This is a genomic window from Planotetraspora phitsanulokensis, assembly GCF_016863295.1.
GTDB lineage: Bacteria > Actinomycetota > Actinomycetes > Streptosporangiales > Streptosporangiaceae > Planotetraspora > Planotetraspora phitsanulokensis.
Genome location: NZ_BOOP01000006.1, coordinates 107,283 through 127,642, shown reverse-complemented (window position 1 = coordinate 127,642; position 20,360 = coordinate 107,283). Strand labels below are relative to the sequence as shown.

At 71.4% G+C, this 20,360-nt stretch carries 22 protein-coding genes; 9 read left to right on the top strand and 13 right to left on the bottom strand.

The features are described 5' to 3' along the window. Positions 1-3 precede the first annotated feature (3 nt). Positions 4-741 carry a GntR family transcriptional regulator gene (locus Pph01_RS08960; protein WP_204072530.1) on the bottom strand — a complete coding sequence of 246 codons (738 nt, stop codon included), beginning with the start codon at positions 739-741 and terminating at the stop codon, positions 4-6. A gap of 264 nt (positions 742-1,005) precedes the next feature. Between Pph01_RS08960 and Pph01_RS08955 the strand changes: the two genes are divergently transcribed. Both Pph01_RS08955 and Pph01_RS08950 read left to right on the top strand, forming a co-directional pair. Further along, positions 1,006-1,488 (top strand): cupin domain-containing protein, encoded by a 483-nt coding sequence (locus tag Pph01_RS08955; protein ID WP_204072529.1) that lies wholly within the window; start codon positions 1,006-1,008, stop codon positions 1,486-1,488. Positions 1,489-1,513: 25 nt separating this feature from the next. Further along, complete coding sequence (locus tag Pph01_RS08950) at positions 1,514-2,134, top strand: YigZ family protein (RefSeq protein WP_204072528.1); 621 nt, start codon at positions 1,514-1,516, stop codon at positions 2,132-2,134. A 39-nt stretch (positions 2,135-2,173) separates the two neighbouring features. On the opposite strand, the gene Pph01_RS08945 is transcribed toward Pph01_RS08950, so the two are convergent. Beyond that, a complete protein-coding gene (locus Pph01_RS08945; RefSeq protein WP_204072527.1) occupies positions 2,174-3,397 on the bottom strand; it encodes an isochorismate synthase in 1,224 nt (407 codons plus the stop codon). A 166-nt stretch (positions 3,398-3,563) separates the two neighbouring features. Here Pph01_RS08945 and Pph01_RS08940 point away from each other — a divergent pair, with 166 nt between their 5' ends. After that, the gene (locus Pph01_RS08940; RefSeq protein ID WP_204072526.1) at positions 3,564-4,388 is read left to right on the top strand and encodes an SGNH/GDSL hydrolase family protein; all 825 of its coding nucleotides are present in this window, start codon (positions 3,564-3,566) and stop codon (positions 4,386-4,388) included. Between the two features lie 104 nt (positions 4,389-4,492). After that, entirely contained in the window at positions 4,493-4,936 is a 444-nt protein-coding gene (locus Pph01_RS08935) for a VOC family protein (protein ID WP_204072525.1), read from the top strand. Positions 4,937-5,017: 81 nt separating this feature from the next. On the opposite strand, the gene Pph01_RS08930 is transcribed toward Pph01_RS08935, so the two are convergent. From Pph01_RS08930 to Pph01_RS08915, 4 genes are read right to left on the bottom strand one after another with little or no spacing between them, the layout of a single operon-like run. Further along, entirely contained in the window at positions 5,018-5,623 is a 606-nt protein-coding gene (locus tag Pph01_RS08930; protein ID WP_204072524.1) for a response regulator transcription factor, read from the bottom strand. Next, a complete protein-coding gene (locus tag Pph01_RS08925; protein ID WP_204072523.1) occupies positions 5,620-6,753 on the bottom strand; it encodes a sensor histidine kinase in 1,134 nt (377 codons plus the stop codon). Before Pph01_RS08925 ends, Pph01_RS08930 begins: the two co-directional genes overlap by 4 nt. A gap of 23 nt (positions 6,754-6,776) precedes the next feature. Then, positions 6,777-7,502: an ABC transporter permease gene (locus tag Pph01_RS08920; RefSeq protein WP_204072522.1), complete on the bottom strand. Its 726-nt coding sequence runs from the start codon at positions 7,500-7,502 to the stop codon at positions 6,777-6,779. Next, the gene (locus Pph01_RS08915) at positions 7,502-8,389 is read right to left on the bottom strand and encodes an ABC transporter ATP-binding protein (protein WP_204072521.1); all 888 of its coding nucleotides are present in this window, start codon (positions 8,387-8,389) and stop codon (positions 7,502-7,504) included. The genes Pph01_RS08920 and Pph01_RS08915 overlap by 1 nt, the downstream gene beginning before the upstream one ends. 142 nt (positions 8,390-8,531) lie before the next feature. Here Pph01_RS08915 and Pph01_RS08910 point away from each other — a divergent pair, with 142 nt between their 5' ends. After that, positions 8,532-9,446: a S1C family serine protease gene (locus tag Pph01_RS08910; protein ID WP_204072520.1), complete on the top strand. Its 915-nt coding sequence runs from the start codon at positions 8,532-8,534 to the stop codon at positions 9,444-9,446. A gap of 30 nt (positions 9,447-9,476) precedes the next feature. On the opposite strand, the gene Pph01_RS08905 is transcribed toward Pph01_RS08910, so the two are convergent. Next, positions 9,477-10,202 (bottom strand): alpha/beta fold hydrolase, encoded by a 726-nt coding sequence (locus Pph01_RS08905; RefSeq protein ID WP_204072519.1) that lies wholly within the window; start codon positions 10,200-10,202, stop codon positions 9,477-9,479. Positions 10,203-10,244: 42 nt separating this feature from the next. On the opposite strand from Pph01_RS08905, the gene Pph01_RS08900 reads away from it, so the two are divergent. Then, positions 10,245-11,222 carry a helix-turn-helix transcriptional regulator gene (locus Pph01_RS08900; protein WP_239116532.1) on the top strand — a complete coding sequence of 326 codons (978 nt, stop codon included), beginning with the start codon at positions 10,245-10,247 and terminating at the stop codon, positions 11,220-11,222. On the opposite strand, the gene Pph01_RS08895 is transcribed toward Pph01_RS08900, so the two are convergent. The 3 genes from Pph01_RS08895 to Pph01_RS08885 form a co-directional block, all read right to left on the bottom strand. Continuing rightward, entirely contained in the window at positions 11,202-12,434 is a 1,233-nt protein-coding gene (locus Pph01_RS08895) for a glycosyltransferase family 4 protein (RefSeq protein WP_239116531.1), read from the bottom strand. The genes Pph01_RS08900 and Pph01_RS08895 overlap by 21 nt on opposite strands. Before the next feature lie 125 nt (positions 12,435-12,559). After that, positions 12,560-13,330: a class I SAM-dependent methyltransferase gene (locus Pph01_RS08890; protein WP_204072518.1), complete on the bottom strand. Its 771-nt coding sequence runs from the start codon at positions 13,328-13,330 to the stop codon at positions 12,560-12,562. A 50-nt stretch (positions 13,331-13,380) separates the two neighbouring features. Next, positions 13,381-14,421: an Rv2578c family radical SAM protein gene (locus Pph01_RS08885; RefSeq protein ID WP_204072517.1), complete on the bottom strand. Its 1,041-nt coding sequence runs from the start codon at positions 14,419-14,421 to the stop codon at positions 13,381-13,383. Between the two features lie 136 nt (positions 14,422-14,557). On the opposite strand from Pph01_RS08885, the gene Pph01_RS08880 reads away from it, so the two are divergent. After that, entirely contained in the window at positions 14,558-14,824 is a 267-nt protein-coding gene (locus Pph01_RS08880; RefSeq protein ID WP_204072516.1) for a DUF3040 domain-containing protein, read from the top strand. Positions 14,825-14,933: 109 nt separating this feature from the next. After that, entirely contained in the window at positions 14,934-15,794 is an 861-nt protein-coding gene (locus tag Pph01_RS08875) for a helix-turn-helix transcriptional regulator (RefSeq protein ID WP_204072515.1), read from the top strand. A gap of 90 nt (positions 15,795-15,884) precedes the next feature. Here the strand turns inward: Pph01_RS08875 and Pph01_RS08870 are convergent, their stop codons facing one another. Together Pph01_RS08870 and Pph01_RS08865 are read right to left on the bottom strand one after the other, a co-directional pair. Then, positions 15,885-17,507, bottom strand: a complete 1,623-nt coding sequence (locus Pph01_RS08870) for a penicillin-binding transpeptidase domain-containing protein (RefSeq protein ID WP_204072514.1) — start codon at positions 17,505-17,507, stop codon at positions 15,885-15,887. 108 nt (positions 17,508-17,615) lie between these two features. Next, entirely contained in the window at positions 17,616-18,266 is a 651-nt protein-coding gene (locus Pph01_RS08865; RefSeq protein WP_373315646.1) for a lysophospholipid acyltransferase family protein, read from the bottom strand. 458 nt (positions 18,267-18,724) lie between these two features. Between Pph01_RS08865 and Pph01_RS08860 the strand changes: the two genes are divergently transcribed. Further along, a complete protein-coding gene (locus Pph01_RS08860) occupies positions 18,725-19,255 on the top strand; it encodes a GNAT family N-acetyltransferase (RefSeq protein ID WP_204072513.1) in 531 nt (176 codons plus the stop codon). A 130-nt stretch (positions 19,256-19,385) separates the two neighbouring features. Here the strand turns inward: Pph01_RS08860 and Pph01_RS08855 are convergent, their stop codons facing one another. Further along, on the bottom strand, positions 19,386-20,345 hold the full coding sequence (locus Pph01_RS08855) for a tyrosine-type recombinase/integrase (protein WP_204072512.1): 960 nt from the start codon (positions 20,343-20,345) through the stop codon (positions 19,386-19,388). Positions 20,346-20,360 lie beyond the last annotated feature (15 nt).

Below are 20,360 nucleotides of genomic sequence, written 5' to 3'. Positions count from 1 at the left end.
GGGTCACCGTTCGATCAGCGTCACCTCGAGCGAGTAGTGCGAGGCGCGGTAGACGTGTGATCCGTGCTCGACGGCCCTGCCCTGGTCGTCGTACGTCGTCCGGACCATCGTGATCAAAGGCGCGCCTCGGCGCTCGCCGAGCAGCCGGGCCTCCGCGGGGCTCGCGGCCTTGGCGCCGATCTTCTGGTTGGCGACCCTCAGCCGCACGCCGGCCGCCCGCAGCACCTCGTAGAGACCGCGCTGTTCGAGCGCCGCGGCGGTGAGGGAGGCGGGCCCCGGGGGCAGCCAGTTGTGCAGCAGGGCGAGCGGCTCTCCCGAGGCGTAGCGGACACGTTCGATCCTGAGCACCTCGGTTCCGGCGGTGAGGCCGAGCACCTCGGCGATGCCCTCGTCGGAGGCCACGGCCTCGATGGCGAGCACCGTGGTGGCGGGCTCCTGGCCGGCTCGGCGGAGGTCGTCGTAGAGGCTCGTCAGCTCCACCGAGCGCTTCACCTGGCCGTGCACGACCTGGGTGCCGACGCCCCGCTTGCGGACGAGCAGGCCCTTGTCGACGAGGTACTGGATGGCCTGGCGGACCGTCGGCCGCGACAGGCCGAGGCGGTCGGCGAGCAGGACCTCGTTGTCGAGCCGGGAGCCGGGCGGGAGGTCGCCGCGCCTGATGGCTTCGGAGATCTGCTCCGCGACCTGGAAGTAGAGGGGCACCGGGCTCGACCGGTCGAGGTCGATCTGGAGCTCGCTCATGTTCTCCTCCTCAGCCGGATCGATCTTATCGGCGTGGAATGTCCGGACAAAGAAGACGGGAGAGAAAGTCGTCGGATACCTGGCGGCCAACTGCGCGGACATCCCCACGTTGTGAATCTACTTTGTAAAGGCGCGGGGGCGGTGCGGGCCGCTCTCAGGCCAGGCAGAAGCGGCCCCAGACGGGGCACGCGGCGGCCCGTCACGCACGTGACGTCATGATTGACGGCACAGGGGACACAGGCGACACGAAGAAGGAGGATCCCGATGGCGGACGGCCTGACGCTTCCGGAAGACCCGTTCCACCGGCGGCTGCACCACATCGCTCCCTCGGCGCTCACTTCGGAGACGGCACAGACCTCGGGCATGCATCGCCGTGCCGCCATCAGCGGAGCCAGCGTGCACTCCTCGCGGTTGTGGATGGGACAGACCCACGTCGCACCGGCGACGATCTCGGCCGACCATCACCACGGCGAGTCCGAGACCGCGATCTACGTCGTGAGCGGCACCCCCTCGTTCGTGTTCCTCGACCTCGAGGGGGACGAGCCGCGCGAAACCCGGATCGACGCGCGGCCGGGCGACTTCGTCTTCGTCCCGCCGTTCGTGCCGCACCGTGAGGAGAACCCCGACCCCGACAACGAGGCGATCGTCGTCATCGCGCGGAGCACGCAGGAGGCCATCGTGGTGAACCTGCCCGATCTGCGATGGGAGGGGCCCGTGGCCCGGGGGCGTGACGGGCGCGCGGGGTGATCCGAGGGGTGTGTAGCCTGACGCGGTGGCCGCGCCGTACCTGACGATCAAGAACATCACCGAGCACGAGATCGAGGTCCGCCGTTCGCGCTTCATCTGCGCGCTCGCTCCCGCGGACACGGAGGAGGCGGCCCGCGCGTTCATCGCCGAGATCCGCCGCCGGCACGCCGACGCCACGCACAACTGCACGGCGTACGTCATCGGCGACCGGATCCGGAAGGCGGACGACGACGGAGAGCCGGGGGGAACGGCGGGCACGCCCATGCTGGAGATGCTCGCCCGCCGGGGCTTCGCCGACGTCGTCGCCGTGGTCACCCGTCATTTCGGGGGCGTGCTGCTGGGCGCGGGCGGTCTCGCCCGGGCGTACGGCGGCGCGGTGGGGGAGACGCTCGACCGCGCCGAGAGTGTCGCGATGGTCCCGGCGACCGTGGCGACGGTGACGATCGACCACGCCCACGCGGGGCGGCTGGAAAACGACCTCAGGGCCTCGCCGTACGCGTTGCGGGGCGTGGTCTACGGGGCGGGGGTCACCTTCGAGGTCGCCGTCGCGCAGGAGGGGCTGCCGGCCTTCGAGGAGTGGCTGGCGACCGTCACCGCCGGGCGCGCGGAGGTGGAGTTCGGCGGCCTCGTCTACCTGGCCCGCTGAGGGAGGAACGCCCGGCCTTCGTGGATCGACGGCGGGGGCTCAGCCCTCCAGCGCGTACTGCATGGCGCGGAACTTCGCCTGCGCCTCGGCGAGCTCGGCGACGGGGTCGGACCCGCCCATGATGCCGCAGCCGGCGAACAGGCGGGCCCGGTCGCCGGAGACCTGGGCGCAGCGGAGGGCGATGCCCCACTCGCCGTCGCCGCGTGAGTCGATCCATCCCACGGGCCCGGCATAGCGGCCGCGGTCCATGCCCTCCAGCTCGCGGATCACGCTCAGGGCCATCTCGGTGGGCGTGCCTCCCACGGCGGCCGTGGGGTGCATGGCCGCCACCACGTCGAGCACCGAGGCGCCGTCGGACAGGCGGCCGGTCACCCGGCTGGCCAGGTGCTGCACGTTGGGGAGAACAAGGAGCTCCGGCTCGTCCGGCACCTCGAGGGCGGCGCAGAGAGGGGCCAGCGCCTCCTTGACGGACACGACGGCGCAGACGTGCTCGTAGCGGTCCTTCTCCGAGGCGAGCAGCGCGGCGCCGCGGGCGGTGTCGTCGGCGGGGGAGGAGCCGCGCGCGATGGTGCCCGCGAGGACCAGCGACTCGATCGACTGTCCCCGGTGGCGGACGAGGAGCTCAGGGGTGGCGCCGACGAGCCCGTCGACGGAGAAGGTGTAGCACTCCGGATAACGCCGGGCGAGCCGGGCCAGCAGCACGCGTGTGTCGATCTCCCGGTCGGCCGTGGCCAGGAGGTCGCGGGCCAGCACCACCTTGTCCAGCGAGCCGCCCCTGATCTTCCCCACGGCTCTGGCGACCCTCTCCTGCCACTCGGGGGCGGTCAGCGAGCCGTCGCCGTACGTGATCCCCCGGGGGGTGACTAAGGGCGCGACGGCGTCGTCGCCGGGGTCGCCGACCGTGGTGAGCCAGGCGCGGCCGCCGGAGCGGGCGAGGATCACCTGGGGAACCACCAGGGTCGACCCCTCGGCGCCGGCGTCGAACGTGAACGATCCGAACGCCACGGGGCCGGATCCCGGCATCCCCACCTCGTCGTCGATCCACGCGTCGTCGAAGAGCGACGACAGCCACTCACGCGCCCACTGGAAGCGGCCGGCGCCCGGCGGGACCGTGGTGCGGGCGGCCTGCCCCCAGCCCACGAGACCCTCGCCGTGCCTCACCCAGGCGTACGGCCCCGCGCCGGGAAGGCGCGAGAGCAGATCGTCCGGATCGCTTACGGCGACCGTGCGAACCGTGAGGGGGCGGATCAGCGCGACACTCATTTGCCTCACTTTACGCAGGAACTGAACACGTTCGACACCGACCCCCGAACGCCGGGGCGGCTGTGTCAAGCACCGATAGGAACTTGGTCATGGAAGCCTGAGCTCCCCTTGTGGTCACAGACCGCTCCTCCGCGCGCTCTCTAGTTTTGGTCTCCCGGAGGTGTTCATGATCAAGAAGCTCGCAGCGGTCGTCGTCGCGTCGGTCCTCGTGGGGACCGGCACCGCCCACGCGCGGACCTCGCGGCAGGTGCTGCCCAGGGTAATGGCCGCGCTGGGGGACTCTATTAGTTCTGGATTCAATGCTTGTGGCTGGTATGTGTCGTGTACGTCACGCTCATGGGCCGCGGGTGACTATTCGGGAGTGAACAGCCACTATCTGCGGTTGCTGGCGGTGAGCCCGGCGCTCAGGGGGCACAACCTGAACTTCGCCGTTCCCGGCGCGACCAGCGCGGACCTGCTGGCGCAGGCCCGTCAGGCGGTCGCGAGCGGCGCCGGGTACGTCACGATCCTGATCGGCGCGCAGGACGCCTGCCAGGACTCGGAGGCGGCCATGACGCCGGTCGCCACCTATCGGCAGCGGATCGACGCGGCGCTCGCGGTGCTGCGGCCGACGGGAGCGCAGGTCTTCATGGCCAGCGTCCCCGACCTGAAGCGGCTGTGGTCGGTGGGCAGGACCAGCAAGTGGGCCCGCGCGTTCTGGGCGATCGGCAGGATCTGCCCGTCGATGCTGGCGAACGCGGGATCCTTCGCCAAGGCCGACGCGGCGCGGCGCGACCGGGTGCGTGCGCGGGTGATGGCCTACAACGAGCAGCTCCGCCAGGCGTGCGTGCTTTACGGGACAGCCTGCCGGTACGACGGCGGCGCGGTCTTCTCCTTCCCCTTCACGCTGAACCACCTGAGCGCCTGGGACTACTTCCACCCGAACGCCGACGGGCAGCGGGCCGTCGCCGAGATCACCTACAACGCCGGGCTCGTCCCCGTGGCGGCATAGCTCCGGCCCCCGCGTCCGGGGCAGGCGTGCCGGGACCGGAACCGGTACGGCACGCCTGCCGCGGTGTGCGGCGTCACGCTCGCGCAGCCACTAGAACTGGTCGCATGACTCTTGACTGGAAGCTCGTCGTCGACTGCGCCGACCCCCATGCGCAGGCCGCCTTCTGGGCGGAGGCCCTCGGCTACGAGGTCGAGGACAACAGCGTGCTGATCGAGAGGCTCCTCGGTCTCGGCGTCATCGAGGACGGCGCGCTGACGCCGGACGGGAAGGCGTGGAGGGGGCTGCGGGCCGTCCGGCATCCCGCGGACCCGGTCGATCCCGACAGCGGGATGGGCCTCGGCCGGCGGATCCTGTTCCAGGCGGTCCCGGAGCCGAAGGCCGCCAAGAACCGGCTGCACATCGACGTCCATGCGGGGCCCGACCGGCGCGACGCCGAGGTCGACCGGCTCAAGCGGCTCGGCGCGACGGTGTTGTGGACGGTCCAGGAGCCGGGGACGAACCACGTGACCATGGCCGATCCGGAGGGCAACGAGTTCGACGTGCAGTGAGCCCTCCGCAGTGGGCCTTCGGGGTGGGCCTTCCGCGGTTCGCCTCTGCGGTGACGCCCGCCGTGAGGTTGGGTCGCCGGCTCAGAGCCAGCCGTTGTGGCGGGCCGTCCTGGCCGCCTCGATCCGGTTGCGGGTGCCGGTCTTGCCGATCGAGGAGGACAGGTAGTTGCGGACCGTGCTCTCCGACAGGTGGAGGCGCAGCGCGATGTCGGCGATGGTCGAGCCGTCGGCCGCCGCGGCGAGCACGTCCCGCTCACGGTCGGTCAGCGGGCTCGGGCCGGAGCTGAGCGCGGCGGCGGCGAGCGCCGGGTCGATGACCCGCTCGCCGCCGAGCACACGCCGGATCGAGGTGGCCAGCTCCTCGACGGGGCCGTCCTTGACGAGGAAGCCGTAGGCGCCCGCCTCCATCGCGCGCCGCAGGTATCCGGGCCTGCCGAACGTGGTGAGGATCACGACCCGGCACGCCGGGAGGCGCTCGCGCAGGGCGGCCGCCGCGTCGAGCCCGCTGCGCCCGGGCATCTCGATGTCCAGGAGTGCCACGTCGGGCAGCGTCTCCAGGGCGGCGGTCACGACGTCGTCGCCCGACGCCACCTGGGCGACGACCTCGATGTCGTCCTCCAGGCCGAGAAGGAGGGCCAGGGCGCCCCGCATCATGCCCTGGTCCTCCGCGAGCAGCACTCTGATCACACGTTCTCCCCCTGCTCGGGCAGCGTCACGCGGAGCAGGAAGCCGCCGCCGGGCCGCGGCCCGGCGTCCAGGCTCCCGTCCACCGCTGCGACCCGCTCACCCAGGCCGACCAGGCCGTTTCCGCGGTGGCCTGGACCGGCCGCGGGGGCGCCGTCGTCACGGATCTCCAGCACGAGCCCGCCCGGTTCCCGCAGGTCGATCTCGCAGGAGCGGGCGCGGCTGTGGCGGATGACGTTGGTCACCCCCTCGCGTACGGCCCAGCCGAGCAGGACGTCGGTCTCCGGCGAGAGCCGTACGACGGGGGTGCGGACCGTGACGTCGATGTCGGCGTCGGCGAGCACCGTGCGGGCCGAGTCGAGTTCGGCGGTCAGCCCGCGCCCGCGATATCCGGTGACGGCGGCGCGGACCTCGGTGAGGGCCTCCCGCCCGATCTGCTCGATGTCGGCGGCCTGCCGGGCGGCGCCGTCCGCGTCCCTGTGCGCGAGGCGCCGTACGGCCTCCGCCTTCACCACCATGACGGACAACGTGTGCCCGAGCAGGTCGTGCAGGTCCCGGGAGAAGCGCAGCCGCTCCTCGGAGACGGCGGCGCGGGCAAGTTCCTCCCTGGTCTCCTGCAGTTCCCTGATGGCCTCCCACAGCCGGAGCATGATCGCCGGGATGAGCCCCGCGGTGAACAGCCCCCACATCAGGAACACCGTGTCGCGGACGCCGGAGCCGATGGCGATCTGCACGCCGAGCGAGGCCAGGGCGAGGGCGGACAGCAGGAAGGGGAGCCGGCGTCCCCTGACGGTCACCCCCAAGGCGATCGCGGTCATGACGAGCAGGAGGCTGAAGTTGCCATGGAAGACCGAGGCGGCGGCGATCGCGACCGCGGCGAGCAGCGGCAGGAAGAGCCGCTCCGCCCGCCGCGAGCCCGCGAAGGAGAGCCGGACGGTGACGATGTAGAGCGCGGCGCCGGCCGCCGTCACCGCCCAGGCGGCCCAGAGCGGGTGGGCGTGGCCGTGCGCGATGTCCCACACGGGGCCGCCGGCGAGGGCGCACCAGATGTACAGGCCCTTGGCGTCCGGCCCCTGCTCGTCTTCGCCGAGCGGGTTGAGCCAGCTCTCTTCGGCCGGTCTGTTCTGCTTCATCGGCAGCGATCGTCCCACAGGGGTCACGCGGTCCGGCCCGCGCGGCGGTAGGCGTACAGGGCGTAGAGGCCGAACACGGCCAGCCACCCGCACAGGATCGCGACGGCACGGGCCCCGGGGGCCGTGCCGGCGGCGACGTGCCAGGACATCGTGGCGTAGCTGTTCGACGGCGTCCATTCCGCGATCGCGCGCAGCCAGCCGGGGAACCCCATCGTCGGCACCCACAGGCCCCCGACGATGGACAGGCCGAGGAAGGCCGCGATGTTGGCCATCGAGGCGGTCTGCCCGGTGAGGGCGTAGCCGTTGCCCAGTCCGAGCAGTGCGAACGGGATCGTCCCCGCCCACAGCAGCCCCACGATGGACAGCCACTGCCCGGGGCTCAGCTCGACGTGGTTGACGAGCACACCGGTGAGGAGCACGGCCGCGATGCTGGGCACGACTCCCACCGCGCCGGTGACGATCTTGCCGGCGACCACCTGGACGGGCCCCAGCGGGGTCAGGCGCAGCTGGCGCAGCCAGCCCGCGGACCGGTCCTCGCCGATGCCGCTGCCGTTGTTGAACGCGCAGCCCAGCGCCCCGTACGCGGCCATGCTGACCATGGTGACGATCGAGCCGGATCGTTCGTCGCCGGGGGCGAGGGCGAGGTTGGAGAGCACCAGATACATGACGACGGGGGAGGCGATCCCGAAGATGACGTAGCCGCCGTCCCTGATGGTCCTGAGCAGCTCGAGCCTGATGTAGCCGAACATCACACGGTCTCCTTGGCGGTGAGGGCGACGAAGGCGTCCTCGAGGTCGGCGGGGGTCACTTCGAGGTCGCGCACGGCTCCCGCCCGGGCGAGGGCCATCACGGTGGCGTCGGGGTCGGCGCTGCGCAGGTGCACGCGGTCGCCCCTGACCTCCAGCCGGCGCACGCCCGGGAGGTCGCCGAGCCAGGAGACCTCGCCGGAGGTCGTCACGCTGACCGTGGTCAGGGCCACGATCTTCTTGATCTCCGCACTGGTGCCGTCCGCGACCACGCGGCCCCGGTCGATGACGACGACGCGGTCGGCCTGCTCGTCGGCCTCGTCGAGGTAGTGGGTGGAGAACAGGATGGTCTTGCCCCGGCCGGCCAGCGTGCGCATGCCGCTCCAGAACTCACGCCGCGCCTCGACGTCGAGGGCGGCGGTGGGCTCGTCGAGGACGATCAGGCGGGGATCGCCGACGAGTGCCATGGCGAAGCGCACCCGCTGGGCCTGGCCGCCGGAGAGCTTGTCCACGCGCCGGTTCTCCAGGCCGGTCATCTGCGCCAGCGCGAGCACCTGGCCGAGCGGGAGAGGCGCGCGATAGGTGCCCGCCACAAAGGTGAGCAGCTCGCCGACCGTGACGCGGGGGATGAGCCCGCCCTCCTGGGGCATCGCGCCCGCGAGGCCCTGCCGTACGGCCTGGCCGGGGTCGAGGCCGAACAGGACGGCCTTCCCCGAGTCCGGGGGGATCAGGCCGAGGAGCATGCCGATCGTGGTCGACTTGCCGGCGCCGTTGGGGCCGAGGAGGGCCACGGTCTGGCCCCGGGGGATGGCGAGCGTGAGGCCGTCGACGGCGCGGACGGCCCGGAAGCTCTTGGTCACCGCGGTCAGTGACACAGCGTCGTTTTCCATGGGGACAACGCTAGAAATCGGTGATCGTCGCCAGTAGATCCAACGATCCGGGCTTCGGCGGGACAAAAGTACTCGGGGAATATCGCCGGATCGCCCGCACGCTTATCGTGTAATCAAGTAAGCAGTCACTGCGGGAGGTCCTGTGGCGCTCGACGCGTACTCCCAGATCGTCTCCTCGGTCGCGGCCGAGCTCACCCCGAAGGTCGCGGCCGTCACGGCGGGCCGGGGGAGCGGGTCCGCCGTCGTCTTCACCGCGGACGGCTTCCTGCTCACCAACGCCCACGTGGTCGGCCGTGCGCGGACCGGCACGGTCGCCTTCTCCGACGGCGTCTCGGCCGACTTCACCGTCGTGGGCTCCGATCCCCTGTCGGACCTGGCGGTGATCCGCGCGCTCGGATCGGTGCCGGCGCCCGTCGTGCTGGGGGACAGCGACGCCCTGGTCGTCGGCCAGCTGGTCGTCGCCGTCGGCAATCCCCTCGGTCTCGCGGGGTCGGTGACGGCGGGCGTCGTGTCCGCGCTCGGCCGGTCGCTTCCGGCCAGGAGCGGCTCCGCCGTACGGCTGATCGAGGACGTCATTCAGACGGACGCCGCGCTCAATCCAGGGAACTCGGGAGGAGCGTTGGCCGACGCCGAGGGCCATGTAGTCGGGATCAACACGGCGGTGGCGGGCGCCGGTCTCGGGCTGGCGGTGCCGATCAACTCCACCACCCGGTCGATCGTCGCCGCGCTGATGAGCGACGGCCGGGTGCGGCGCGCCTACCTGGGGCTCGTGACCACCCCGGCGCCGCTCCCGCCCGACATCCGCGAACGCGTCGGGCAGCGCAACGCGCTGCGGGTGATGGAGGTCGTGACCGGATCGCCCGCCGCGAAGGCCGGCCTGCGGGCGGGCGACCTGGTCCTGACCGCGGGCAGGAAGCCGGTGGAGGACGCCCAGGGCCTCCAGCGGCTGATGTTCGCCGAGGCGATCGGGAGGCCCCTGCCGATCACGGTCCTGCGCAACGACGCCCTCGTCGACGTCATCGCCGAGCCGGTCGAGCTCGGCCTGTCCACGATCTGATCCGCGGCGGCGTGCCGTGCGCCGCGCGGATCAGCCGACGCCGGCGAGGAGCGTCGCCAGGTCGGCGGGCAGGGAGAGCATCGGCCAGTGCCCCGTCGGCAGGAAGAGCAGCTCCCACTCCGGGCCCGACAACGCCGCGAAGAACGGGTGCCCTGAGGCGATCATCGTTTTGACCTGGTCGGAGGAGAAGGAGCAGCTGATCAGCGTCTTGGGCAGCTTGTCGAACGCGCCGGTGAGGGAGAGCGGCTGGGTGATCGTGCCGAGCGGCTGGTCGGTCGCGCGCGCCGACATGAGATCCCGCTCGCGCGGTCCCAGCCCGTCGAGGCTCGCGCCCGACTTCTCGAGCTCGTCCCAGGCGGGGAACGGGTACCGCCATCCACCGGCCGTGATCTCTTCGATGCCCTCGCGGCCGGTGAGGTCGATCTGCGCGGCGCCCGCCGGCACCGGCCCGCTGTCGACATAGACGACGCGGCCGATCCGGTCCGCCGCCCTGTCGGCCGCGCCGGTGACCGCGGCGCCGCTGCCGCTGTGCCCGACCAGGACGACGTCGCGCAGGTCCTCGAAGACCAGCAGGTTGGTGATGTCGCCGATGTGGGTGTCGAGGTTCAGGTCCGGCGACGCCAGGTGCGAGCGGTCGGCGAGACCGGTGAGCGAGAGAGGGAAGGCTGTGTGCCCGGCCGAGCGCAGTGCCGTCGTCACGCCCTGCCACGCCCACGCGCCGAGCCAGAAACCGGGAACGAGTACGAATGTCGTCATGAGTCGACCGTAGGACCGAATCCGGCCAGAATCGGTCCTGATATGTCGACGAATCGTGTGCTCGCTTTTCTGGAGCTCCTGCAAGCCCGGCCCGGCCTCACCGGCCCGGAGATCGCCGCCCGCCTCGAGGTGGGCGAGCGCACCGTCAGGCGTTACGCCGTACGGCTGAGCGAGCTGGGCGTGCCCGTCGAGGCCGGGCGCGGCCGGTACGGCGGTTACCGGTTGACGCCGGGCTACAAGCTGCCGCCGCTGATGCTGACCGACGACGAGGCGACCGCCGTGGTGCTCGGCCTGCTGTCCGGACGGCGCACCGGGCTGGCGGTGGGGGAGACGGCGACCGAGAGCGCGCTCGCCAAGATCCAGCGGGTGTTGCCGAAGGACCTGCGTGAGCGGGTGGGGGCGGTGGAGGAGATCGTCGCCCTGACGGCGCGGGCCGCGGGGAACCATCGGCCGAGCGCCGCGGCGCTGCTCACGCTCGCGGAATCGGTCCGCCGCCGCCGGAGGGTGCGGCTGGCCTACCGTTCCTTCTCCGGCGCGGACAGCGAGCGGGAACTCGACCCCTACGGCCTGGTCTTCCACTCCGGCAGGTGGTACCTGACCGGCCACGACCATCGCAGCGGCGAGGTGCGGACCTTCCGCGTGGACCGGGTGGCGAGCGTCGACGTCACCGAGACGGCGTTCTCGCCGCCGGGACGGTTCGACCCCGTGGGGCATGTCCTGGAGTCATTGGCCGGTGTGCCGTACCGGCACGAGGTCGAGGTCGTGCTGGCGGTGACGCCCGAGGAGGCGCGGCTGCGGATTCCCGCCTCCGTGGCCGCGCTCAGCCCGGACGAGCGCGGCACGAGGATGACCGCCCGGGCCGAGCGGCTGGACGGCATGGCTCAGATGCTGGCCGGGCTCGGCTGGTCGTTCACCGTCATCCGGCCGGACGAGCTCAGGGACGAGGTGCGGGCGCTGGCCCGGCGCCTCCTGGTGTACGCGGAGGCGCCGGAGGCGGGCTCATCCCGGCCGGACGAGTGACGCGATGAGGTCCTCCCACCTCTTGCCGATGATCTCCATGTCGTAGCCCGCCGCGGTCTTCACGGCGTGGGCGGCGAGCGTGTGACGCAGGCTCTGGTCCTCGATGACCGTGCAGATGGCGTCGGCCAGGGCCTCGATGTCGCCCATCTCGACCACGAGCCCGTCGTGGCCGTTCGTGATCAGCTCGGCGGGGCCGGTGGGGCAGTCGAAGCTCACGATCGGCAGGCCCTTGCTCATGGCCTCGAGGAGGACCATCGGCAGGCCCTCGAGCCGGGAGCTCAGCACGAACATGGAGGCCTCGGCCATCTGGGCGCCGACGTCGGTGGCCGCGCCCTCCAGGACGACCTTGCCAACGAGTCCGTGCTCTTCGATGGACGCCCGCAGCTTGTCGCGTTTGCGGCCGCTGCCGAAGACGCGCATCGTCCAGTCGGGGTGGCGCGCCGCGACGTGGACCCAGGCCCGGATCAGCAGGTCATGGCCCTTGGCGTGGGTGAGGCGGCCCACGGTGATGGCCGTCTTGCTCGTCAGCGGAGAGATGCCGCCGTTCAGAGGCGTCACCGCGTTCGGCATCTGGGTGAGCACCCGCGGCCTCCTGAGCAGCGCGCCGTCATAGGCCGCGAGGTCGGTGTCCGTCAGAGTGACGAGCGCGTCGAGCTTGCCGTACCGGCGGACGATCTGCCGGCGCACCGGCCGCTTGTGGGAGGCGAGGTTGAGGTGCTCCTGCCCCACGGTGACGACCTCGGGCGGTGCGAAGAGGGCGGTGAGGAGGTTCAGGGCGGGCCGGGTGCTGATGAGGACGCCCTCGCGGCGGGAACGGATGTACCGGATCAGTTTGATCTCGGTTTCCAGCGTGAACGCGTCGTACGCCGACTCCTCCCTCGGGACGAGGACGCCGGGGATCCGCCACAGGAACCCCTTGCGCCCGGGCACCCGGTCGTCGAGGTAGCGCACGCTGACACCTGGCGGGATGGGGAAGAAGGGCTTCTCCCGGGTCCTGACCACGCTGACGACCTCGACGTCGTGGGTCCGTGCGAGGTGGCCGGCCAGGTTGAAGACCGTGCGGATGGTGCCGCCCATGCCGTTGGCGTGCAGGAGCAGGATCCGGATCTGCCGGTCGTTCGGCGGCGGCGCCGACCGGGCGCGTTGCCAGTCGCGGGTTCTCAACGCCCCGAGCAGTGCCCGCCGGAACGCGTTGAGGAGCGGAGTGACCACTGCCCGTGTTGCTTTCTTCGCGACCCGGCCGCGGAAGGTTTTCGACAAGTCAAATCCCGTTTATCTCGTGTTCAATTCCCCTTCCTGAGACGCGATCACGAGGGCTCGCGTTGTTGTGATGTGCGTCACACCAGACGCCAGATCGTGGTGGCCGTCACGAGCGCGTTCTCCAGCGGCGCCGGCACGAGGTGCCGCCCGGCCGGCTGGAAACGATCTCGGGGCAGGTAGGAGCACGCGCGCTCGGGATGCCCGATGAGCACCGTGCCGCCTGCCCGTTCCAGGAAGGGCATGACCCTGCGGGCGAGAGGGCGCTCGTAGAAGACGTCCCCCGCGAGGATCACCTCCTCCGCGGGCGTCGAATCGAGGAGGTCGCCCCCCAGGACCGTCACCGTCACGCCGTTGGCGCGCGCGTTGAGGGCGGTCGCGGCCAGGGCGTGCGGGTCGACGTCGTTGGAGGTCACCCGGGCGGCGCCCGCCAGGGCGGCGGCGACGGCGACCAGGCCCGAGCCGCCTGCCAGGTCGAGGACCGAGCGGCCGCGCACGAGCTCCGGATGGTCCAGGACGTGCCGGGCGAGCGCCTGCCCTCCGGCCCAGGCGTAGGCCCAGAACGGCAGCCGTCCCAGCCGCTCCCACATCTCGTAGAGCCGGTCGTCCTCGCCGGACTCCGCTTGGGGGCCGGCGGCGCCGAGGCCGGGTTCGCGCGACGGCGCGGGTTCGGCGATGGGCGCGGGTTCGGCGGCGGGCGCAGGGCCGGCCGGCGCGGCGGTGGCCGGGCCGGCCAGGTGCAGCCGGATCTCCGGCACGTACGGCACGGGGCCGAGGGTCGTATGGGCGCGGACGAACCGGCCGAACTCGTCTGACCCGCCCGAATCGCCGGACGCGGTGAACTCTTCCACGGCCGGCGATCGTAGCGGGCCGGAGGCCACGCACACGGCTCTCGGACGCCTCAGATGAGCGTGAGTTGCTCGGGCGCTGGCGCCGCCGGCGCGGAGGGCCGGGGTCGCGGGGTGATCCGCCGGGCTTCGCGGGCGTTCGTCCCGCCGATGCCGTACTGCCGGGCGAGTGCCTCCACCTCTCGGCGGATCCGCTCCTGGTACGCCTTGGGGGCGTATGCGCCTCTGCCGTACAACTCCAGGTAGCGGGGGACGAGGCGGGGATGCTCGCGGGACAGCCAGGCCATGAACCACTCGCGCGCGCCGGGGCGCAGGTGGAGGGTGATGGGGGCGACGTGTGTCGCACCGCTGTCCGCGATGCGCCTGACGGTCTCCTCGAGCATCGCGGGTGAGTCGGTGAGGTACGGGAGGATCGGGGCCATCAGGACGCCGCAGCGGATGCCGTGGTCGTTGAGGGTGGCGCAGACCTCCAGCCGCTTGCGCGGATGGGGCGTGCCCGGCTCGACCGCCCGCCACATGGCGTCGTCCACGAAGCCGACGGAGACGGCCGTGCTGACGTCGGTCACCTCGGCGGCCTCGACGAGGAGGTCCAGGTCGCGGAGGATGAGCGACCCCTTGGTGAGGATGGAGAACGGGTTGGCGGCGTCCCTGAGGGCCGCCAGGATGCCCGGCATCAGCCGGTATCGGCCCTCGGCCCGCTGGTAGCAGTCGACGTTGGTGCCCATCGCGATGTGGTGGCCGCCCCACTTCGGGGCGGCGAGCTCCTTGCGGACCAGGTCGGGGGCGTTGACCTTGACGATGATCTTCGAGTCGAAGTCCTCACCCGATCCGAGGTCCAGGTACTCGTGGGTCTTCCTGGCGAAGCAGTAGGTGCACGCGTGGCTGCAGCCCCGATAGGGGTTGATCGTCCACTCGAAGGGCACCCGGCTCGCTCCCGGGACGCGGTTGATGATCGACCGGGCGCGGACCTCGTAGAACGTGATGCCCCGGAAATCGGGCGTGTCGAATGTCCTCGCGACGGCGTTCCGCGCGAACAGCGGGGTGGCCGCCGTGCCCGCATCGTGATCGGTCAGACGCAGATTGTCCCAGCGCATTCCTTGATTGGAACAAAGGTTCGATGATGATCGCAACTCCCAATGGACGGGTAAATACGGTCCCTGTAAAGCGGCTAACGATCTTCATCGTTGGGCAGAACGTCCGCACACACCTTGCGTTCCGGGGAGGTGCGCCATGGCCTGGTCGCAGGACGACGCGCGGATGCTGGCGATCATCGAGCAGCATCTCACCGACGAGGATCCCCGCCTCGCGGCCCGGCTCGAGTCGTTCAACGAGCGCGTGGAGCGGCGCGCCCAGGGACGGCACGGGAAACCTCCCCGAGTGCGCCGGCCGCAGCGGTCCACGGTGATCATCATCGTGAGCTGGCTCCTGATCGCGACGCTGATCGCGACATTATTGATCATGGCGCTGCGGAACGACGCGGCCGCGTTCCCCATGTGAGCCGCGGTGCGCCCGGCCGGTGCAGCCTTGCCCTCATGGGCAGGGATCCCGTGTTCCTGGGAGTAGCAGGGACAGGATCATTCGCCTCTGCGCACATAACGTGGAAGGCATGGACGAAGGCAAGTCGCTGGGAGAATTCCTGCGGGCGCGGCGAGAGCTGGTGCGCCCGCAGGACGTCGGCCTGCCTGCCATGGGACGCCGCCGGGTGCCCGGCCTGCGCCGCGAGGAGCTCGCCATGCTGGCGGGCATCAGCATCGACTACTGCGTGCGGCTGGAGCAGGGCCGCGACCAGCACCCGTCCGAGCAGGTGCTCGAGGCGCTGGCCCAGGCGCTGCGGCTCGACGAGGACGCCACCGCCCACCTCTACCGCCTCGCACGGCCCGCGGTGCGGCGGCGGGCACGTCGCAAGCCCGAGCGGGTGCCCGCGGGCATCCAGCAACTCGTGATGTCGTGGGCGGGCACCCCCGCCTACGTCCAGAGCCGCCATCTGGACGTCCTGCTCGCCAACCCCCTGGCGACGGCGCTGTCCCCCATCTACGCCCGGGGGGTGAACCAGCTGCGGGCCGCGTTCCTCGACCCCGCCGTGCGCGACCTCTACCGCGACTGGGAGAAGATCACCGCGAGCACCGTGGCGGGTCTGCGCGCGCTCGCGGGCGACGAGACGCACGACCCGCGCGTGGCGGAGCTGGTGGGGGAGCTGTCGGTGTGCAGCGAGCGGTTTCGCAGGCTGTGGGCCCGCCGGGACGGCAAGGCGAAGTGCAGCGGGAGCTTCCACCTCGACCACCCCCAGGTCGGACCGCTCGAGCTGCGCTACGAGAAGCTGGCCGTCGTCGGCACGGACGGCCAGGTCCTGGTCGTTCACCATGCCGAGCCCGGCAGCATCTCCGAGCAGGGGCTGGCCCTGCTGTCCGGCCTCACCGGCGGGCCCCGGCACATCGAGTGGTCCAGGCAGGCGAACTCGGAGGGCTAGCGTCCGGCCGGGCCTCGGCCAGGACGGAGACCCGAGAGCGTCCGGGCCCTCGCGCAACCCGGGGACTCGAGTGCGCCGGGCCCTCCTCGCTCAGCTCAGGGACTTGAGGAAGTCGGCGACGATTGGGGCCGCCACGTCCCCGCCCATGCCGCCGGCCTCGACGACCACGGCGAAGGCGAGGTCGCCCCGGAAGCCGATGAACCAGGCGTGCGTCTGGATCTTGCCGGCCGGGCCGAACTCGGCCGTCCCGGTCTTGCCCGCAGTGCCGGCCGGCAGCCCCGCCGCGTGCGCCGTGCCCTTGGTGACGACGGCCCGCATCATCTGCTGGAGCGGGGCGGCGACCCCGCTGGGCAGCGGCTTGACGCCGACCTTCTGCTTGAGCGCGGGGACCAGGGTGGGCGGCCGCCAACTGCCGTCGGCCGCGGCCGCGGCGACCGTGGCCATGACCAGCGGGCTGGAGGTGATCCTGGCCTGCCCGAAGGCCTCGGAGGCCAGCTCTGCGTCGCTGGTGGCCTTGGGCATGCTGGCCTTCGTCGCCGGCACGCCGATGTTGAGCGTCTGGTTGAACCCGAGCTGGGACGCGATGTCGTAGAGCTTCTGCGCTCCCAGCTTCGAGGCGGCCAGCGGGGCGAAGGTCGTGTTGCACGAGTGGGCGTAGGAGTCGAGGAACGACAACGAGCCGAAGGCCTCGTGGTCGGAGTTGCGAATGTCCAGCCCGCCGATCTTCGACTTCTCCGGGCAGGTGACCTTGGACGAGGGCGTCAGCCCTTCCGCGAGCAGCCCGGCCGCGGTGACCGTCTTGAACGTGGAGCCGGGCGGATAGGTGCCGCCCAGTGCCCGGTTGAAGCCGCCCACGCTGTTCGCGACGGCCACGATCTCGCCGGTCGACGGGCGGATCGCCACGAGCGACGTGGGCTTCTTGTTGTCCCGCACGGCGTCGGCCGCGGCGTTCTGCACGCGCAGGTCGAGGCTCGTGGTGACGTCCTTGCCGGACTTGCCCTTGATCGAGTGAAGAGTCTTCTTCTCCGGTCCGGTCACCTGGATCTCGGTGGTGGGCGTTCCGGCCAACTGCTTCTGGAAGGTCTCCTGGAGGCCGCCCCGCCCGATGGCGTTCCCCACGTGATAGGCGGCGCCGAGCTTCTTGACGTCCTTCGCGGTGGCCTTGTCGAGGTATCCCACGAGTTGCTGGACCGAGCCGCCGACTTCCCCGGTGTCGATGCGCTCGCCGTTCGAGGCCAGGATCACCGCGCGGTCCGGCCACGACGTTTTGATCGCCAGGTGGTTGGAGCCGTCGAGGTCGGGGTGGACGGCCTTCGGCGACCAGTCCACCTTCCAGTAGTGATCCTTGACCGCGAGATCGAGCGTGCCCTTGTAGGACCAGTCGCCGATGTTATTGAGCGTGGCGGTGACGGTGTAGGTGGCCGTGGCGTGGTCGTTCACCGGCTTGCTCACGCTGAGGTCGCTGACCGCCACCTTGGTCGCGCCCAGGTTCTTGGTGAGCTCGGCGTACGCGGCGTCGAACGCCGGGGCGGCTGCCGTGAGATCGGTTTTCATGCCCGCGAGGTCGCCGCGTGTCCACGCGGCGGTGAACCGCTGCGCCGTCTCCTGGGGGGTGCCGCGCGTGTGGAGCACGTAGTAGGCGCCTCCGGCGGCCCCCGCCACCACGAGCACGCCGACGACAGATGTGATGGCGATGGTTCGTCCTCGCGGCATGTGCACCCCCATGTCCTTGAGCCGGCACGGCAACCTCAGAACGACTGGTCGCCGAGATTGCGGGACGACGGAGAGCCTAGCGTGGACAAATCGTTACCGACGCCCCAGTCAGGCGGCGTTCTTCACGCTGGTGCCGTACTTCGGCACGTATTCCTGGCCGGAGAGCTTCTGGATGGCCGCCATCACCTCGTCGGTCACCGCCCGGCGGTCGCGGGCGCTGGCGGCGTCTCCGGTGAAGGTCATGGGGGCGCCCAGGCGGATGCCGAACCGGCGCAGGCGCGGAACCGAGGTGCCGGGCGGCAGCACCTTCTCGGTCCCCAGCATCGCCACGGGGATCACCGGGGCGCCCGTCGTGAGAGTGAGCCACGCCACACCGATCTTGCCCCGGTAGAGGCGCCCGTCGGGGGACCGGGTGCCCTCGGGATAGATCCCGAACATCTCACCCGCCTGGAGCACCTCCACCGCGGAGTCGAGCATGGCCTGAGCGGCGGACGCGTTCTCCCTGTCGATCGGCATCGTCCCCATGGCCCCCATCCACGTGGCGGTCAGGCGGTTGCCGGTGAAGTACTCGTTCTTGGCGACGAACCGCATCGGGCGTCGCAGCAGCGCGGGCAGGAAGAAGGAGTCGAGCACCGAGAGGTGGTTGGAGGCCAGGATCGCCGGACCGTGCGCGGGAACGTGCTGCCGGCCTTCGACCTTCGGCCACCACAACAGGCGGACCAGCGGAGCGGTGACCATCTTGGCGCTGCGGTAAAGCACGGGCTCTCCTCCGACGGACGATGCGGTCAACCCTAGGCCGGGCCGACGCCCCGGGGAGTGTGTGGCTCGGGCAACTCCCGTTCACGTATTTTGTACGGCTCCGCCAAATCGGAGGCCGCCCGCTTGGAGCACCCCTCGTATGTCCCCGGACAGACGAACGCCCCGCGAGGCCGATGCCTCGCGGGGCGTTCACGCCGAGGGCCGATGTGGCGGTCGCCTCCTCGGCGAGATGCACAACACGGCTCCAGCCGAACGGTATTCCGTGAAGGCGGTAATTGCGGCCCGGGGGACACAAACCACATCGGCCAACACCGAGCTTAACGGACTCTCAGGGGTCCCTATTCCGGCGGCGGCGCCTAATGTCCGTTATAGACCGATTTGAGATCAATCTTTTTCCGAGTCGGCGAGGCGAGCGCTAACCTCGGCCGGTCAGGCCCGGTCGTGAGGCGGGAGGAAACATGCTCGAGACCGAACGGTTGACGCTGCGGAGATGGCGGGAGGGCGACCTGGAGCCCTTCGCGGCCCTGAACGCCGACCCCGTGGTCATGGAGCACTTCCCCTCCGCCCTCTCCCGGGAGCAGAGCGACGCGATGGTCCGGCGGATCGAGGCCGGCTTCGAGGATCGCGGATTCGGGCTCTGGGCCGTCGAGGCAGATGGGACCTTCCTCGGATTCACCGGCCTTTCGGTCCCGCGGTTCACGGCCGCCTTCACCCCGTGCGTCGAGATCGGCTGGCGGCTGGCCAGGCACGCCTGGGGGTACGGCTACGCCACCGAGGCCGCGATGGCCGTACTCGAGGACGCGTTCGGCCGGTTGGGCCTGGCGGAGGTCGTCTCGTTCACTGCCGTCGGGAACGTCAGGTCGCAGGCCGTGATGCGCCGGATCGGCATGTCGCATGATCCTGCCGGGGATTTCGACCATCCGGCGCTCGCCGAGGACAGCCCTCTGCGGCGCCACGTGCTCTACCGGATCGGGCGCACGGCCGGCTGATCGTTCACGCGAGGATCCTGTCCACGAACGAGATCAGGCTGGCCCCGGGTCCGCTCGATCTGCTCCTCGAGCGTGAGGGTCGGCCGTCCTCGTCCGGTGACGCGGACGGCGAGACCGCCCGAGCGGGCCGTCAGCTCGCCTGCGGGGCTCCGGGGATCCGCAGGCGGTCGACGGCCTCCCTGCGGCGGCGTTCCGGGCGCCGGTCGTACCGGGCGGTCGTGGCGGGGGAGGCGTGCCCGACCAGTGCCTGGGCGGTCGCGAGGTCGACGCCGGCGTCGAGCAGTTCGCCGATGAACGTGCGGCGGAAGTCGTGTGGCGTCCTCTTCGAGGCTCCGGCCGAGGTGAGGCGGCGCGTCACGATGTCGGCGACGGCCTGGCCCGTCATGTGGGACAGGCGCAGGCGCCCGGCCTTGTTGATGGGGCAGAAGAGCGGCCCGGCCTGCCTCCCGCGGTCCGACAGCCACAGGTCGAGGCGTTGCACCGCCTCGGGCGTCAGGTAGACGAGGCGTTCCTTGTCGCCCTTTCCGCGGACGCGGAGCGAGCGGGCCGGCCGGTCGAAGTCGCCGAGCCGCAGACCGGCGAGCTCGGCCCGGCGGCATCCGGTTGAGTACAGGACCGCCAGCATGGCGCCGTCCCGGCGGCCCGCGGGGGAGTGGTCGTCGTCGCACGCCTCCAGGCACGCCACGAGAACCTCGGCCGGCACGTGGGCGCCCGCCGGGAGGCGGGTGTGCTTGAAGGCGGGCAGGTCGGCGGCCCGCTGATAGTCCTCGCCGCTCATCAGGCCGAGCCGCCAGGCCTCCTTGAGCACGCGGCGCAGGGCCACCAGATGCTTGTTGACGTGCGCGGGGGACCAGCCCTGCTCGCGCATCACCGTGCGCAGGCGGACGGTGTGCTCGTAGCGCAGCCGCTCCCACGGCTGGCCTGCCCCCGTCGCGTCCGGGTCTCCCGTGATGAGCCGGGCGAGCCGGTCGAGGCACCCGCGCATGGTGCGCTTGGACTCGAGGCTGGGGAGCGCGTCGAGGTAGGCGTGGTACGGATCGGGCGCGGGGCGGGGAGCCGGGCTCCGGTCCGGTACGGCGGGGGTGTCCATCACGTCCGATCGTAA